This window comes from Pseudomonas sp. Irchel s3h17, from assembly GCF_900187505.1.
In the GTDB taxonomy this organism is placed as follows: domain Bacteria; phylum Pseudomonadota; class Gammaproteobacteria; order Pseudomonadales; family Pseudomonadaceae; genus Aquipseudomonas.
In genome coordinates, this window is record NZ_FYDL01000003.1 from 279,568 (window position 1) to 295,923 (window position 16,356).

A 16,356-nucleotide genomic window follows, 5' to 3' on the forward strand; every position below is an offset into this window, starting at 1 on the left:
CGGTCTCAGCGGCTCAAATACATCCGCGTCGTCAGTAGATATACGGGCAACCCCGACACCAGGATCAACAACGCCGCATAAGGTGCCGCAGCCGCAAACTCCACGTTAGCGGTATGCGCCCAGACCTCGGTCGCCAGTGTGTTGAGTCCGGTCGGGCTCAACAGCAAGGTCGCCGTCAGTTCCTTCATCGCATCCAGAAACACCAGGGCAAAGGCTGCGCCCAGCGCCGGAAAGATGATCGGCAGCGTCACCCGCACGAACGCGGTCAATGAGGAGGCGCCGAGGGTTCTTGCCGCTTCCTCCAGCTGAGGGGCTGCCTTGTTCAGTGCCGTGCGTATCGGCGCCTGGGCCAGGGGCAGGAACAGCAGCGCATAGGCAATCAGCAATAATCCCGAGGTCTGATACAGCGCCGGCACGTAGTGCAAGGCGAAGTACACCAGCGTCAGTGCGATCACCAGGCCTGGCAGTGCATGCAGCAGATACGGCAGGCGCTCGGCCCACAGCGCCAGGCGACCCTTGTAGCGAACCACCAGCAGGCCCACGGGCACCGCCAGCACCAGGCATAGCGCTGCGCCGCCCAGGGACAGTGCCAGCGACGACAGCAAGGCTTCGCCGATCGCGGCCACCGGGAACGCTGCGGATGAGCCGACGGCCAGCCAGTACGCCAGCATGCCCAAGGGGACCCCGCTGCCGATAACCGCCAGTAACAAGCAATAGAGCTGCCCGCCGACAGCCCAGCCGCCCAGCCGCACTTGCTCGGCATGCCGGGCCGCGCCCTGGCCGATGCGCACGTGCCGGCCTTTGCCGCGTACCCGCAACTCCAGCCACAACAACATCAGGCACAGCGCCAGTAGTACCGCCGACAGCATCGCCGCGTTGGCGTTACTGAACTCCAGTTCGAACTGTTGGTAGATCGCCGTGGTGAAGGTTTGCAGGCCGATGATCGACAAAGCGCCGAACTCCACCAGCATGTGCAGGGCAATCAGCAGCGAGCCGGCCAGCAGGGATGGCCAGAGCAGCGGCAGGGTGATCTTGACGAAGATGCTCCAGCGGTTCAGCCCCAAGGTGCGGGCCGACTCTTCCAGTGACGGGTCGAGATTGCGCAGTGTGGCCGCCACCGGCAGAAACACCAGCGGGTACTTGGACAGGGTCATCACCAGGATCGCCCCGCCCAGTCCCTCGAAGCTCGCGCTCAAGGAGACCCAGGTGAAGCTGCTGACAAATGCCGGAACCGCGAATGGCAGGCACAGGATCACCCCCCACACGCGCCGGCCGCGCAAGTTGCTGCGTTCCAGTAGCCAGGCCAGCGACAGGCCGATGAGGGCGCAGACCACCGTCACCCCGATCATCAACAGCAGCGTATTGCGCAGCAGGCCAAGCACGTAGGGGCGCCATAACAAATGCACCGCCTCTGCCCAGCCGGCCTGCCAGGCCTTGAGGCCGACATACAGCAAGGGCAGCAGGCTCAGGCAGACCAGCAGCAGAACCGGCAGCAGCAACCCGATCGATGGTCGTTTGCGTCGGGGTATGTAGCCTGCACGAGTCGCAGGGGCGGGCAGCGGCAGGCTCATCAGTTCAAGCCAACTTCGCGTTCCAGTTCCAGGGCTTCTTCGGCGTTACCCAGGTCGGCTGGCGTGACCTTTGGCGCTTGCAGTTCACTGAACGGCTTGAGCCCGCGATCCGATTGCATGCCAGTGTGCAGCGGGTACTCGGCGGTGGTCTGGGTGATCACGCGCTGGCCTTCTTCGCTGGCCATGAATGCCAGCAGTTGCTGGGCTTGTTCCGGATGTTTGCTGGACTTGAGTACCGCTGCGCTGGAGACGGTTATCAGGCCGCCGACATCGCCGTCAGTGAAGTAATACAGTTTTGAATCGAGCTGGCCTTTTTCCCGTTGCAGGGCAAACCAGTAGTAGTTGTTCACCAGTACGGTGGCGACTTCACCGTTTTCCACCGCCTTCAAGGCCACCATGTTGTTGCTGTAGGTCTTGCCGAACGCGCGCAGGCCGGTCAGCCATTCTTCGGCGGCGTCCATTCCGTGCATCTTGATGATCGCGACCGCTTGTTCCTGGAACGCACCGCTGGTGGGGACGAAGCCAACCTTACCTTGCCACTGCGGGTCGGAGAATTCCATGACCGATTTGGGCAGGTCTTTTTCGTCGATCAGTTTCGGGTTGTAGGCAACCACCCGGACCCGGGCCGTGACACCGATCCAGGTGCCATTGCTGGCAACGTATTCCTTGGGCAGAACGGCAAGGGTGGCGTCGTCGGCCTTGGCCAGCAGGCCTTGTTCGCCCAGTTTGTTCAGGGGTGGGGATTCTTCGGTGTAGATCACGTCGGCCGGCGAGCGATCGCCTTCTTCGACGATCTGGCTGGCGAGCTGGTTGCTGCTGCCTTTGCGTACGTTGACGTGAATGCCGGTCTTGGCTTCGAAGGCTTTGGCGACAGCGTCACCGACTTCCTTGTGCTGGCCGTTGTACAGCGTCAGGGAAACCGGGTCGGCGGCCTGGGTGAGCGGGGAGGTCAGGGTCAGCCCCAGCAGGGTGATGGTCAGGCCGCGGCGCAGGGTATTTCGAAACATCATTCGCAGGGTTCCTCACTGTCGCATTGCAAAGTCTTGCAACAATGATAAACGATATTGTTTCTCAAGTGCGTCTTGCGGCGAGGGTGAGGGTTTGCTATGGGGCTGGTGCTGAACGCTGTGGAGAGGAGGTGCCTGGAGTTTTCAGATGCCAGAAACGCAAAAACCCGCTTTCGCGGGTTTCTGTGAAATTCAAGATCGTGACCTTGAATTTGAATTGGTGCCCAGAAGAAGACTCGAACTTCCACGACCTTGCGGTCACCAGCACCTGAAGCTGGCGTGTCTACCAATTTCACCATCTGGGCAGTATCAGCAACGTTGCCGCTGTTGATGTGGCGCACTATACGGAGCGTCGTTTGATCTGTAAACCCCTGATTTAATAAAATTAAATAAAACGCCCAGAATGCAAAAACCCGCTTTCGCGGGTTTTTGTGTGAGCCTTGAAATTGAACTAATCTCAAGCTCTGAATTGGTGCCCAGAAGAAGACTCGAACTTCCACGACCTTGCGGTCACCAGCACCTGAAGCTGGCGTGTCTACCAATTTCACCATCTGGGCAGTATCGGCAACGTTGTGCGTCGTCGATGGCGCGCACTATACGGAGCGTCCATTTAACTGTAAACCCCTGGTTTTAAAAAAACCTGGAAAATTTCGCGAATGGTGCCCGGCGGTATTATTCCGGAGCCAGGAAGGGGCTTTTAGAGGCTTCTAGAGCCTGAAATTTCCCGTTTCAATACGCGTATGCCAAACTAACCCGCATATAGACAAGGTGAAAACTCTCTAATGGCCGATTGGCAGTCCCTCGATCCCGAGGCCGCTCGTGAAGCGGAAAAATATGAAAACCCTATTCCTAGCCGCGAACTGATCCTTCAGCACCTTGCTGATCGAGGTTCGCCTGCTAACCGCGAGCAACTGGTCGAAGAGTTTGGTCTGACCACAGAAGACCAGATCGAAGCCCTGCGTCGCCGCCTGCGCGCCATGGAGCGCGACGCTCAACTGATCTACACCCGTCGTGGCACTTACGCGCCGGTGGACAAGCTCGACCTGATCCTGGGCCGCATCAGCGGTCACCGTGACGGCTTCGGCTTCCTGGTCCCGGACGACGGCAGTGACGACCTGTTCATGAGCCCGGCGCAGATGCGCCTGGTGTTCGATGGCGACCGTGCCCTGGCGCGGGTTTCCGGCCTGGACCGTCGCGGTCGCCGCGAAGGCATGATCGTCGAAGTGGTGTCCCGTGCCCACGAGACGATCGTCGGCCGTTACTTCGAAGAGGGCGGTATCGGCTTCGTCGTTGCCGACAACCCGAAGATCCAGCAGGAAGTGCTGGTTACCCCGGGCCGTAACGCCAATGCCAAGATCGGCCAATTCGTTGAAGTGAAGATCACTCACTGGCCGACGCCACGCTTCCAGCCGCAGGGCGATGTGGTGGAAGTCGTCGGTAACTACATGGCGCCGGGCATGGAGATTGACGTCGCCCTGCGCACCTACGACATTCCTCACGTCTGGCCTGAAGCGGTGCTCAAGGAAGCGGCCAAGCTCAAGCCGGAAGTCGAAGAAAAAGACAAAGAGAAGCGCATCGACCTGCGCCATCTGCCGTTCGTCACCATCGACGGCGAAGATGCCCGCGACTTCGACGACGCGGTGTACTGCGAAGCCAAGCCGGGCAAGCTGCGCCTGTTCTCCGGTGGCTGGAAGCTGTACGTGGCGATCGCCGACGTCTCCAGCTACGTGAAGATCGGCTCGGCGCTGGATGCCGAGTCCCAGGTCCGTGGCAACTCGGTGTACTTCCCCGAGCGCGTGGTGCCGATGCTGCCTGAGCAGCTGTCCAACGGCCTGTGCTCGTTGAATCCGCATGTCGATCGTCTGGCCATGGTTTGCGAGATGACCATCTCCAAGTCTGGCGAAATGACCGACTACTGCTTCTACGAAGCGGTGATTCACTCTCACGCCCGCCTGACCTACAACAAGGTCAGCGCGATGCTGGAGCAGCCGAAATCCACCGAGGCCCGTCAGCTGCGTGGCGAATACACCGACGTCGTGCCGCACCTCAAGCAGCTCTACTCGCTGTACAAGGTATTGCTGGCCGCCCGTCACGTGCGCGGCGCGATCGATTTCGAGACCCAGGAAACCCGGATCATCTTCGGTACCGAGCGCAAGATCGCGGAAATCCGTCCGACGGTTCGCAACGATGCGCACAAGCTGATCGAGGAATGCATGCTGGCGGCCAACGTGGCCACCGCTGAGTTCCTGAAGAAGCACGAAATTCCTGCGCTGTATCGCGTTCACGATGGCCCGCCGCCGGAGCGCCTGGAAAAACTGCGCGCCTTCCTCGGTGAGCTCGGCCTGTCCCTGCACAAAGGCAAGGACGGCCCGTCGCCGAAGGACTATCAGGCATTGCTGGCCGGTATCAAGGATCGTCCGGATTTCCACCTGATCCAGACCGTCATGCTGCGCTCGTTGAGCCAGGCGGTGTACAGCGCGGATAACCAGGGCCACTTCGGCCTGAATTACGAAGCCTATACCCACTTCACCTCGCCGATTCGTCGTTACCCGGACCTGCTCACGCACCGGGCGATTCGCAGCGTTATCCATTCCAAAATGGATACCCCGCACGTCAAGCGTGCCGGTGCGATGAGCATCCCGAAAGCGCGTATCTATCCATACGATGAAGCGATTCTGGAGCAGTTGGGCGAGCAGTGCTCGATGAGCGAGCGCCGTGCCGATGAAGCCACTCGCGACGTGGTGAACTGGCTCAAGTGCGAGTTCATGAAGGATCGCGTGGGCGAGTCGTTCCCGGGTGTGATCACCGCCGTGACCGGTTTCGGCCTGTTCGTCGAGCTGACCGATATCTATGTCGAGGGCCTGGTCCACGTGACCGCCTTGCCGGGCGACTACTACCACTTCGACCCAGTCCATCACCGCCTGGCCGGTGAGCGTACCGGTCGCAGCTTCCGCCTCGGCGATACCGTCGAAGTGCGCGTGATGCGGGTTGACCTGGACGAGCGCAAGATCGACTTCGAGATGGCTGAAAAAACCATCAGCGCACCGATTGGTCGCAAGAAGCGTGGCGCAGAGACCGCGGCGCCGGCGGCCAAGACTGCTGCCGAGCCTGCTCCGGCAAAAACCGGCCGCCGTCCTGCGAAGGAAAAGGCGCCGGAAGCCTATCGCCCAAGCGATGCAGCGGCGAAAAACGCCGAAGTGCGCAAAAGTCGTGAAATGAAACAAGCATTGCTGGCCGAAGCGAAAAGCGGCGGTAAAGCGGCGTCTGGGGGAAAGACCGGACGGTCGGCGCCTGAAAAGGCCTCCGGCGGCAAGCCAGCCAAACCGAGTAAACACCGTAAAGGTCCGCCAAAAGCGGGCTCGGCCCCAGCCAAAAGTGGCGGGGCGCGTAAACCTAAGGCCAAGTCATGAGTCAGTTGGAAAAAATCTACGGCGTGCATGCTGTGGAAGCGTTGCTGCGTCATCACCCCAAGCGCGTCAAGCAGATCTGGCTGGCCGAAGGTCGCGGTGATCCGCGGGTGCAGACCCTGATCGAGCTGGCCAACGAAAACCGTGTCCAGGTCGGCCAGGCCGAGCGCCGCGAAATGGATGCCTGGGTCGAGGGCGTGCACCAGGGCGTGGTAGCGGAGGTGAGTCCGAGCCAGGTCTGGGGCGAAGCGATGCTCGATGAGCTGCTGGATCGCACTGAAGGCGCGCCACTGTTGCTGGTGCTCGATGGCGTGACTGACCCGCACAACCTTGGCGCCTGCCTGCGTTCGGCCGATGCGGCGGGTGCGCTGGCAGTGATCGTGCCAAAGGACAAGTCCGCCACCTTGACCCCGGTTGTACGAAAAGTCGCCTGCGGTGCCGCGGAAGTGATTCCGCTGGTCGCCGTGACCAACCTGGCGCGTACCCTGGAGAAGCTCCAGCAGCGTGGCCTGTGGGTTGTCGGTGCGGCGGGGGAGGCTGAGATCAGCCTGTATGACCAGGACCTGACTGGCCCGACCATCCTGATCATGGGTGCCGAGGGCAAGGGTATGCGCCGCCTGACGCGCGAACATTGCGACTACCTGGTGAATTTGCCGATGGCTGGCAGTGTCAGCAGTCTCAACGTGTCCGTGGCGACCGGTGTCTGCCTGTTCGAAGCGCAGCGTCAGCGTAGTGCCAAGGCCAAGGCTGCGGCCAAGAAGTAAGTCGAATACGATCGAGCGGTGGGGGCGGGCTTGCTCGCGAAAGCGGAGTGACATTCAGCAAAGATGTTGGATGTAGTGCCGCATTCGCGAGCAGGCCCGCTCCCACTGTGGTTTCTGCCATGGTAAATATGGGTGGTGTGAACGAACTGTTCAAATAATCGCCAATTGCCTTGCACCTCTCCTGTCCCTTCTCTACAATTGCGCCCCTTGCTGTGATGGCAGGCACCAACGTGTCTAGCGTCCGCAAGTCCATAAGTGTCATTCACTCCTTGTCTGACCGCTTTTGAGCGGCAGGCTACAACCCGTAAGGAGCATTCATGCGTCATTACGAAATCATCTTTCTGGTCCACCCTGACCAGAGCGAGCAAGTCGGCGGCATGGTTGAGCGTTACACCAAGCTGATCGAAGAAGACGGCGGCAAAATCCACCGTCTGGAAGATTGGGGCCGTCGTCAACTGGCCTACGCAATCAACAATGTTCACAAGGCTCACTACGTGATGCTGAACGTTGAGTGCACTGGCAAGGCCCTGGCCGAGCTGGAAGACAACTTCCGCTACAACGATGCAGTGATCCGTAACCTGGTCATCCGTCGCGAAGAAGCCGTTACCGGCCAATCCGAGATGCTCAAGGCTGAAGAAAACCGCAGTGAGCGCCGTGAGCGTCGCGACCGTCCTGAGCACTCCGACGCCGAAGGCGTTGAGGGTGATGACAGCGACGCCAGCGATAACGCTGACGAGTAATCCACGGACCTTTTGAGGAGCCAATTACATGGCACGTTTCTTCCGTCGTCGTAAATTCTGCCGCTTCACCGCTGAAGACGTGAAAGAGATCGATTACAAAGATCTCAACACTCTGAAAGCTTATGTATCCGAGACCGGCAAAATCGTTCCAAGCCGCATCACCGGTACCAAAGCTCGTTATCAGCGTCAGCTGGCCACCGCTATCAAGCGCGCCCGCTTCCTGGCCCTGCTGGCCTACACCGACAGCCACGGCCGCTGAGACCGGGCAGTCGACACGTAGCAAAGGATTGAATGCATGCGCGCCATAGCAGAGTTCATCATGCGCGGCCGTATGCAGGCCACTCTGGTAGTGGCTGGATGCGCGGCATTGCCGTTGTTGTACTGGTTGGGTGCTGCCGCCGGGAGCCTTGTGCTGCTGCGGCGCGGATTGAAGGACGCCCTGGGCGTTCTTGCTCTGGGGATACTGCCGGCCTTGATCTGGTGGCTGTATTCCGATGATCCACGCGCACTCATGGTGCTGCTGGGGTCTTCGGGCCTTGCGCTGGTTTTGCGCGCAAGTGGGTCCTGGAACCGCACGCTGCTGGTCAGCGTAGCGATAGGAGTGGTGTTTTCAGTGGTGCTGGGTGCGGTTTTCCGTCCTCACATCGAGTTGCTGTCGCAGGAACTGGTAAAGATCCTGCCGATGGCCCTTGGTGACCTCTACCAACAATTGTCGGAAGAGGAGCGAGCGCGTCTTGCCGCCCTGATTGCCCCGGTCCTGACCGGCCTGATAGCGGCCTTGCTGCAAATCGTCAGTGTGCTGAGCCTGATTGTCGGGCGCTACTGGCAGGCGTTGTTGTACAACCCCGGTGGTTTTGGTCGCGAGTTTCGCGCCATCCGGATCCCGCTGGGGCCGGCGATGTTGCTGCTGGCGTGCATGCTTCTGGGGCCGAACTTCGGTACCCAGATGGCCATGTTGACGCCGTTGTGCAGCGTACCGCTGGTGTTCGCCGGGCTGGCCCTGATTCATGGGCTGGTGGCTGAAAAGCGACTGGCCAAGTTTTGGCTGGTGGGGTTGTACGTAACGCTGTTGCTGTTTATGCAGCTGATCTATCCGTTGCTGGTGGTCCTGGCCATTGTCGACAGCCTGATTGATTTTCGCGGTCGTTCGGCGCCGAAAGACGCTGATAACGCGAACGGTGAAGGTTAAAAGTTAAGAGGATTTTCACATGCAACTGATCCTTCTGGAAAAAGTCGCCAACCTGGGCAACCTGGGCGACAAAGTGAACGTTAAGGCTGGTTACGGCCGTAACTACCTGCTGCCTTACGGCAAAGCTACCGCTGCGACCGCTGCCAACCTGGCTGCGTTCGAAGAGCGTCGCGCTGATCTGGAAAAAGCTGCAGCAGACAAGAAAGCTTCGGCTGAAAGCCGCGCTGCCCAACTGGCTGAGCTGGAAGTGACCATCACTGCCACTGCCGGTGACGAAGGCAAGCTGTTCGGTTCGATCGGTACTCACGACATCGCTGATGCACTGACCGCCTCTGGCGTTGAAGTTGCAAAAAGCGAAGTTCGTCTGCCGAACGGCACCATCCGCAACGTAGGTGAATTCGACGTAGCCGTGCACCTGCACGCTGAAGTTGAAGCCACCGTACGCGTTGTCGTGGTAGCAGCTTAAGCAGCACTTGTCGGCTGGCACCCTTGGGTGCTTGCCGGTAACATCGGGCACGATCCTGTTTACAGGTCGTGCCCTTTGTCATTCTGCGGTTCCTGATTTTCTACAACTAATTCCAAGTGGCCATGAACGATATCTCCGCTCCTGAGCAATACGATCTGCAAACCGCCGCGCTGAAAGTGCCGCCGCATTCCATCGAGGCCGAACAGGCCGTGCTCGGTGGTCTGATGCTGGACAACAACGCCTGGGAACGCGTGCTCGATCAGGTCTCGGATGGTGATTTCTATCGTCATGACCACCGTCTGATCTTCCGTGCGATTGCCAAGCTGGCCGATCAGAATTCGCCGATCGACGTCGTGACCCTGGCCGAGCAATTGGACAAGGAGGGTCAGACCTCGCAAGTCGGCGGCCTCGGTTACCTGGGCGAACTGGCGAAAAACACGCCGTCGGTCGCCAACATCAAGGCCTATGCGCAGATCGTTCGCGAGCGGGCGACCCTGCGTCAGTTGATCGGTATCAGTACCGAAATCGCCGACAGCGCGTTCAACCCGGAAGGTCGCTCCGCTGCCGAGATCCTCGACGAAGCCGAACGGCAGATCTTCCAGATTGCCGAGGCCCGTCCGAAAACCGGCGGCCCCGTGGGCGTGAATGAGCTGTTGACCAAGGCCATCGACCGCATCGACACCTTGTTCAACACCGACAACGCCATCACCGGCCTGTCCACCGGTTATACCGACCTCGACGCAATGACCAGTGGCCTGCAACCGTCGGACCTGATCATCGTCGCCGGTCGTCCGTCGATGGGTAAAACCACCTTCGCGATGAACCTGGTGGAAAACGCCGTACTGCGCAGCGACAAGTGCGTGCTGGTCTACTCGCTGGAGATGCCAGGCGAATCGCTGATCATGCGTATGCTCTCGTCCCTGGGCCGGATCGACCAGACCAAGGTCCGCGCCGGTCGCCTGGAAGATGACGATTGGCCACGCCTGACTTCGGCGGTCAACCTGCTCAATGATCGCAAGCTGTTCATCGATGACACCGCCGGCATCAGCCCGTCGGAGATGCGTGCGCGGACCCGACGCCTGGTGCGTGAGCATGGCGAGGTCGGCCTGATCATGATCGACTATCTGCAACTGATGCAGATTCCAGGCTCCGGTGGCGATAACCGGACCAACGAGATTTCCGAAATTTCCCGTTCCTTGAAAGCCCTGGCCAAGGAATTCAACTGCCCGGTCGTGGCGCTGTCGCAGCTCAATCGCTCCCTGGAGCAACGACCGAACAAGCGCCCGATCAACTCTGACCTGCGGGAATCCGGAGCGATCGAGCAGGACGCCGACGTCATCATGTTCGTGTACCGGGACGAGGTGTACCACCCGGAAACCGAGCACAAAGGCATCGCCGAAATCATCATCGGCAAGCAGCGGAACGGCCCGATCGGTACGTCACGACTGGCATTCATCGGTAAGTACACCCGCTTCGAAAACCTGGCGCCGGGCAGCTATAACTTCGACGACGAGTAACTGTGGCGAGGGCTTCTGTGGCGAGGGAGCTTGCTCCCGCTGGGCTGCGCAGCAGCCCCAAAACCTGTAACCACGCTGTCCAGATAGCTCGCGTTCGCTGACTCTACGACTGCTTCGCACTCGAGCGGGAGCAAGCTCCCTCGCCACAGGGGGTATGTGTCTGGATGCAGTTTGTCCTGGCAGTGGCCGCAACAATTTCCGACCATAGCCGTCGGAATTGGTCAAAATTTGTGCTATATTCCGCGCCCGCGATTTTTCATCTCAACACCGGTCACCGTCATGCAAACAGCCAAGCCGTTATTTGACTATCCCAAGTACTGGGCCGAATGCTTCGGTCCAGCGCCATTCCTGCCGATGAGCAGGGAGGAGATGGATCAGCTTGGCTGGGATTCCTGCGACATCATCATCGTCACCGGTGATGCGTACGTCGACCACCCGTCGTTCGGCATGGCAATCATTGGCCGGCTGCTGGAGTCCCAGGGCTTCCGCGTCGGGATCATTGCCCAGCCGAACTGGCAGTCCAAAGACGACTTCATGAAGCTCGGCGAGCCGAACCTGTTCTTCGGTGTCGCGGCCGGCAACATGGACTCGATGATCAACCGCTACACCGCTGACAAGAAAATCCGTTCCGATGACGCCTACACCCCTGGTGGCATGGCTGGCAAACGTCCGGATCGCGCGAGCCTGGTGTACAGCCAGCGCTGCAAGGAAGCCTACAAGCATGTGCCGATCGTCCTCGGCGGCATCGAAGCGTCCCTGCGCCGCATTGCCCACTACGATTACTGGCAGGACCGGGTACGCAACTCGATCCTGATCGACGCCAGCGCCGACATCCTGCTGTACGGCAACGCCGAGCGGGCCATTGTCGAAGTGGCCCAGCGCTTGTCCTACGGGCACAAGATCGAAGACATCACCGATGTGCGCGGCACCGCGTTCATTCGTCGCGACACGCCGCAAGGCTGGTACGAAGTGGACTCCACCCGTATCGACCGTCCGGGCAAGGTCGACAAGATCATCAACCCGTACGTCAACACCCAGGATACCCAGGCCTGCGCCATCGAGCAGGAGAAGGGGCCGGTTGAAGATCCGCAGGAAGCCAAGGTCGTGCAGATCCTGGCCAGCCCGCGCATGACCCGCGACAAGACCGTGATCCGCCTGCCTTCGGTGGAAAAAGTCCGTGGCGACTCGGTGCTTTATGCCCACGCCAACCGCGTGCTGCACCTGGAAACCAACCCGGGCAACGCTCGCGCATTGGTACAGAAGCACGGCGAAGTCGACGTCTGGTTCAACCCGCCACCGATTCCGATGACCACCGAAGAGATGGACTACGTATTCGGCATGCCTTACGCCCGTGTTCCGCACCCGGCGTATGGCAAGGAGAAGATCCCGGCCTACGACATGATCCGCTTCTCGGTGAACATCATGCGTGGCTGCTTCGGCGGCTGCACGTTCTGCTCGATTACCGAACACGAAGGCCGGATCATCCAGAACCGCTCCGAAGAGTCGATCATTCGCGAAATCGAAGAGATCCGCGACAAGGTGCCAGGTTTTACCGGGGTGATTTCCGACCTGGGTGGCCCGACCGCGAACATGTACCGCATTGCCTGCAAGAGCCCGGAAATCGAATCCGCGTGCCGCAAGCCGTCGTGCGTGTTCCCCGGCATCTGCCCGAACCTGAACACCGACCACTCGTCGCTGATTCAGCTGTACCGCAGCGCCCGTGCCTTGCCGGGGGTGAAGAAGATCCTGATTGCTTCCGGCCTGCGCTATGACCTGGCGGTCGAGTCGCCGGAGTACGTCAAGGAGCTGGTGACCCACCACGTCGGTGGTTACCTGAAGATCGCCCCGGAACACACCGAGGAAGGTCCGCTCAACCAGATGATGAAACCGGGCATCGGCAGCTATGACAAGTTCAAGCGCATGTTCGAGAAGTACACCAAGGAAGCGGGCAAGGAGCAGTACCTGATTCCGTACTTCATCGCCGCCCACCCGGGCACCACCGACGAAGACATGATGAACCTGGCCCTGTGGCTCAAGGGCAACGGTTTCCGCGCGGACCAGGTGCAGGCGTTCTACCCGTCGCCGATGGCCACCGCCACCGCGATGTACCACTCGGGCAAGAACCCGTTGCGCAAGGTCACCTACAAGAGCGACGGCGTGACCATCGTCAAGAGCGAAGAGCAGCGTCGTCTGCACAAGGCGTTCTTGCGTTATCACGATCCGAAAGGCTGGCCGATGCTGCGTGAGGCGCTGATCCGCATGGGTCGCGCCGACCTGATCGGGCCGGGCAAGAACCAGTTGATCCCGCTGCACCAGCCGGCCACCGACAGCTACCAGAGCGCCCGTCGCAAGAACTCGACGCCAGCCGGTAGCCATAAAGTGGCGAAAGAGCAAACCACCAAGATCCTCACCCAGCACACCGGCCTGCCGCCGCGTGCCAGCGATGGTGGCAATCCGTGGGACAAGCGTGAACAGGCCAAGGCCGCGGCATTTTCCCGCAACCAGCAGGCCGCCAAGGAGCGCAAGGACGCAGCCAAAGGCAAGGGCCCCAAGCCCGCCCGTAAGCCGGTCGTGCCGCGCTAAGCCGCGCGTGCTCCAAGCAAGACGCCAACCTTCGGGTTGGCGTTTTGCGTTCTGATCGTGCTTTTGTCGTGGCGAGGGGGCTTGCTCCCATCGGCCGGCCGGCGTTCGGATGCAGCGGGCGCAAAATCGATGAGCGCGCCGGGTCTGATGAAGTGCGGAAGCCGGTGTCAGGAGTGCGTCGTGCTACAGCGCGAGTCACCGCCCTTGTCACAGGTCCGTGATCGGCCATTGCCGAGTGCTTTACAGGTGGGTAGGCAGTGGGAGGGGGCTGCGAGGGTCGGCAATGTCACTGCCGACCCCGGACGCAGATCCTGGTGGGCCTGATCAGATCATCAGGCCCTGAGGGGCTCAGGCGTCGGGCGCCTGGTCTTTCGGTGCATCAACATCGTCTGTTGCTGTCACTTCACCCTCAGGGTTCAGTGCAGCGTCTTCAGAGGTTGCTTTCTTGCGCTGAAGCTTTTCCTCTTTCTTCTGCTCCTTGGCCAAGTCTCTCTGACGTTTGGCGAAGGAATAATTAGGTTTGGCCATGGGCGATCCTCTGGGGTCGAAGGTGAGGTTGAGCGGCGCGTATTCTGCCTTTAAACCGGGGCCATGGGTTAGCCGGGTTTTTGCCCGGCCCATTTTGGCGCGACTACCGGTTGCCAGGCATCCAGCGCGTCCAGCAGATTCGCCGGCGATTCGCTCGTTTGCAGCATGTCACGGTGCTGCTCGCGAACGAAGCCTTCGCCGACGACATGATCAAGAAAAGCGGTCAGTTTGCTGTAGAAACCGTTCACTTCCAGCAAACCCAGCGGTTTGCCGTGATAGCCGAGCTGGCCCCAGGTCCAGACTTCGAACAGCTCCTCGAACGTCCCCAGGCCACCTGGCAGGGCGATGAAGGCATCGCTCAGCTCGGCCATGCGCGCCTTGCGGGCGTGCATGCCGTCGACCACTTCCAGGCGTGTCAGGCCGTTGTGCCCGATTTCCTTGCTCTTCAGGCTTTCGGGAATGATCCCGATCACGTCGCCACCCGCCGCCAACGCCGCATCGGCAACGATGCCCATCAGGCCGACCGCGCCGCCACCGTACACCAGGGTCAGCTTGCGTCGGGCAAGCTCCTGGCCGAGCGCGATGGCCGCCTCCCGATAGGCGGGGTTGGTGCCAGTGCTGGCACCACAGAACACACAAACAGACGCTAAAGACATGCCTTACTCCATGATCAGTGACGAGCGCAGAGTAATGGCTGGGGCGTGTCGCTCCAAGGGCTAATCCTCGCGACGAGGTGCTTCACAGGTGCCACTGGCACCACAGGCGTAGGCGGCCAGCAGGCTGTACAACAGGCTATCGATGGACATGGCAGGTACTCCGCAGGAGGAACAATGAGGCGATCTTAGGCCCGGGCGCAGTGTCTGGCTGGTAGATTGTTTCGATGAGTGTCATAGCCTGAAACATGTATACAATTATTGACTCAAGACATATGAACTTTCAGTAAATTCAGGCAGTCTTTACGCCATACGGATTTTGATAACCCTGCCTTGGAGATTCACCATGTTTGCCAAACTTGTTGCGGTATCCCTGTTGACGCTGGCCAGCAGCCAATTGATGGCGGCTGAAAAGTGCTCGATCGACGTCGATTCTACTGATCAGATGTCCTTCAACACCAAGGACATCACCATCGACAAGAGCTGCAAGGAATTCACCATCAACCTGGGCCACTCCGGCAGCCTGCCGAAGAACGTCATGGGCCATAACATTGTGGTGAGCAAAGATGCGGACATGCAACCGATCGCCACTGATGGCCTGAGCGCCGGCATCGACAAGAACTACCTGAAAGAAGGTGATGCACGCATCATCGCCCACACCAAAATCATTGGTGCTGGCGAGAAGGACTCCGTGACCTTCGACGTGTCGAAACTCAACGCTGCCGAAAAATACGGTTTCTTCTGTTCGTTCCCGGGCCACATCTCGATGATGAAAGGCACGATTACCCTGAAGTAATCGATTCAGGCTCATGAAAAAGCGTCCACTCGGGATAATGCCGATCAGTTAAGCCAAAGACCAGCCGAACATAGTACCCGTGGCGAGGGAGCTTGCTCCCGCTGGGCTGCGTAGCAGCCCAAAAACAGGGCCGCTTTGCGCCCCAGCGGGAGCAAGCTCCCTCGCCACGGGTTTCGTGTTCGGCTTTATTTCTCTTAACTGACTGGCATTATCCACTCGGGACGCTTTTTTTGTGCCTGGCGTTTGACCTCCTGATCGTTTATCGCGAGCAAGCTCGCGATGGCGTCGGTTCAGGCACCCCACCGATCAAGGCGCGAACGGCATCACACGCTTGTGATGGGTCTTTCTGTACGTGTCACAAATGATCTTGAACGCTTCCTCGCGTACCGGTTCGCCATGCAGGAAGGCGTCGATCTCGGCGTAGGTCACACCGTGGGACGCTTCATCCGGCTTGCCGGGCGCCAGGTCTTCGAGGTCGGCAGTGGGGATTTTTTCCACCAGCGACTCCGGTGCGCCGAAGCTGCGGGCAATCGCCCGGACCTGGTTTTTCACCAGGCCGCTCAAGGGGGCCAGGTCGCAGGCGCCATCCCCGAACTTGGTGAAGAACCCCATGACCGCTTCGGCGGCGTGGTCGGTGCCAATCACCAGGCCATGGGCGGCACCGGCAATGGTGTACTGGGCAACCATGCGCATCCGCGCCTTGGTATTGCCCAGCACGAAATCCACGGACACCGCCTGCTTGCCTTCGAAGGCCGCGACTTCATTGGCCAGGGACTTGACCGCCGGGCCGATGTTGACCGTGTGGCGCTCATCCGGGGCGATGCAGTCCAGCGAGGCCTGGGCTTCGTGCTCGTCGAACTGGGTCTCGTACGGCAAGCGCACGGCGATGAATGTGTAGCTCGCATCACCGGTGCGATCACGCAACTCACGCATGGCACGCTGCGCCAGCAGGCCCGCGGTCAGCGAATCGACGCCGCCGCTGATACCGAGCACCAGGGTCTTGAGCCCGGAATTGAGCAGGCAGTCCTGGATGAAGCGGATCCGCCGCGCGATTTCAGCTTCCAGGGCGGCCTGGTCGGCGAATGGCGGTTGGACCTTGAGCTGTTCAGCAATCTCACGCTGTACGGCTTGCATG

14 protein-coding genes and 2 tRNA genes are annotated in these 16,356 nt (G+C 60.1%); 9 read left to right on the top strand and 7 right to left on the bottom strand.

Annotation, left to right across the window (positions count from 1 at the left end; all coding sequences use genetic code 11):
• Positions 1–5: 5 nt before the first annotated feature.
• The 4 genes from CKW25_RS05335 to CKW25_RS05350 all read right to left on the bottom strand — a co-directional run bounded on the left by CKW25_RS05335 (position 6) and on the right by CKW25_RS05350 (position 3,135).
• Positions 6–1,571: an iron ABC transporter permease gene (locus CKW25_RS05335; protein WP_095078151.1), complete on the bottom strand. Its 1,566-nt coding sequence runs from the start codon at positions 1,569–1,571 to the stop codon at positions 6–8.
• Positions 1,571–2,581: an extracellular solute-binding protein gene (locus CKW25_RS05340; RefSeq protein WP_095078152.1), complete on the bottom strand. Its 1,011-nt coding sequence runs from the start codon at positions 2,579–2,581 to the stop codon at positions 1,571–1,573. The genes CKW25_RS05335 and CKW25_RS05340 overlap by 1 nt, the downstream gene beginning before the upstream one ends.
• 215 nt (positions 2,582–2,796) lie before the next feature.
• A tRNA-Leu gene (locus CKW25_RS05345) sits at positions 2,797–2,883 on the bottom strand.
• Between the two features lie 165 nt (positions 2,884–3,048).
• Positions 3,049–3,135: transfer RNA gene (locus CKW25_RS05350), tRNA-Leu, on the bottom strand.
• Between the two features lie 225 nt (positions 3,136–3,360).
• Between CKW25_RS05350 and rnr the strand changes: the two genes are divergently transcribed.
• The 8 genes from rnr to CKW25_RS05390 all read left to right on the top strand — a co-directional run bounded on the left by rnr (position 3,361) and on the right by CKW25_RS05390 (position 13,244).
• Positions 3,361–5,988, top strand: coding sequence for a ribonuclease R (rnr, locus tag CKW25_RS05355; RefSeq protein WP_095078153.1), 2,628 nt, complete (start codon positions 3,361–3,363; stop codon positions 5,986–5,988).
• Complete coding sequence (rlmB, locus tag CKW25_RS05360; RefSeq protein ID WP_095078154.1) at positions 5,985–6,749, top strand: 23S rRNA (guanosine(2251)-2'-O)-methyltransferase RlmB; 765 nt, start codon at positions 5,985–5,987, stop codon at positions 6,747–6,749. The genes rnr and rlmB overlap by 4 nt, the downstream gene beginning before the upstream one ends.
• Positions 6,750–7,066: 317 nt before the next feature.
• Positions 7,067–7,489 (top strand): 30S ribosomal protein S6, encoded by a 423-nt coding sequence (gene rpsF, locus CKW25_RS05365; RefSeq protein ID WP_095078155.1) that lies wholly within the window; start codon positions 7,067–7,069, stop codon positions 7,487–7,489.
• A gap of 28 nt (positions 7,490–7,517) precedes the next feature.
• Complete coding sequence (gene rpsR, locus CKW25_RS05370; protein WP_002551829.1) at positions 7,518–7,748, top strand: 30S ribosomal protein S18; 231 nt, start codon at positions 7,518–7,520, stop codon at positions 7,746–7,748.
• A gap of 36 nt (positions 7,749–7,784) precedes the next feature.
• Complete coding sequence (locus CKW25_RS05375; RefSeq protein ID WP_095078156.1) at positions 7,785–8,678, top strand: hypothetical protein; 894 nt, start codon at positions 7,785–7,787, stop codon at positions 8,676–8,678.
• A 19-nt stretch (positions 8,679–8,697) separates the two neighbouring features.
• Positions 8,698–9,144, top strand: a complete 447-nt coding sequence (gene rplI / locus CKW25_RS05380; RefSeq protein WP_095078157.1) for a 50S ribosomal protein L9 — start codon at positions 8,698–8,700, stop codon at positions 9,142–9,144.
• A gap of 122 nt (positions 9,145–9,266) precedes the next feature.
• Positions 9,267–10,661 (top strand): replicative DNA helicase, encoded by a 1,395-nt coding sequence (gene dnaB / locus CKW25_RS05385; protein ID WP_095078158.1) that lies wholly within the window; start codon positions 9,267–9,269, stop codon positions 10,659–10,661.
• A gap of 279 nt (positions 10,662–10,940) precedes the next feature.
• Complete coding sequence (locus CKW25_RS05390) at positions 10,941–13,244, top strand: YgiQ family radical SAM protein (RefSeq protein ID WP_095078159.1); 2,304 nt, start codon at positions 10,941–10,943, stop codon at positions 13,242–13,244.
• A gap of 348 nt (positions 13,245–13,592) precedes the next feature.
• Here CKW25_RS05390 and CKW25_RS05395 read toward each other — a convergent pair whose 3' ends face one another.
• On the bottom strand, positions 13,593–13,772 hold the full coding sequence (locus tag CKW25_RS05395) for a hypothetical protein (RefSeq protein ID WP_095078160.1): 180 nt from the start codon (positions 13,770–13,772) through the stop codon (positions 13,593–13,595).
• 68 nt (positions 13,773–13,840) lie between these two features.
• On the bottom strand, positions 13,841–14,428 hold the full coding sequence (locus CKW25_RS05400; RefSeq protein ID WP_095078161.1) for a TIGR00730 family Rossman fold protein: 588 nt from the start codon (positions 14,426–14,428) through the stop codon (positions 13,841–13,843).
• Between the two features lie 343 nt (positions 14,429–14,771).
• Between CKW25_RS05400 and azu the strand changes: the two genes are divergently transcribed.
• Positions 14,772–15,221, top strand: coding sequence for an azurin (azu, locus tag CKW25_RS05405; protein ID WP_095078162.1), 450 nt, complete (start codon positions 14,772–14,774; stop codon positions 15,219–15,221).
• Between the two features lie 306 nt (positions 15,222–15,527).
• Here the strand turns inward: azu and nadE are convergent, their stop codons facing one another.
• Positions 15,528–16,355, bottom strand: a complete 828-nt coding sequence (gene nadE, locus CKW25_RS05410; protein ID WP_095078163.1) for an ammonia-dependent NAD(+) synthetase — start codon at positions 16,353–16,355, stop codon at positions 15,528–15,530.
• Between the last annotated feature and the right edge of the window lies 1 nt (position 16,356).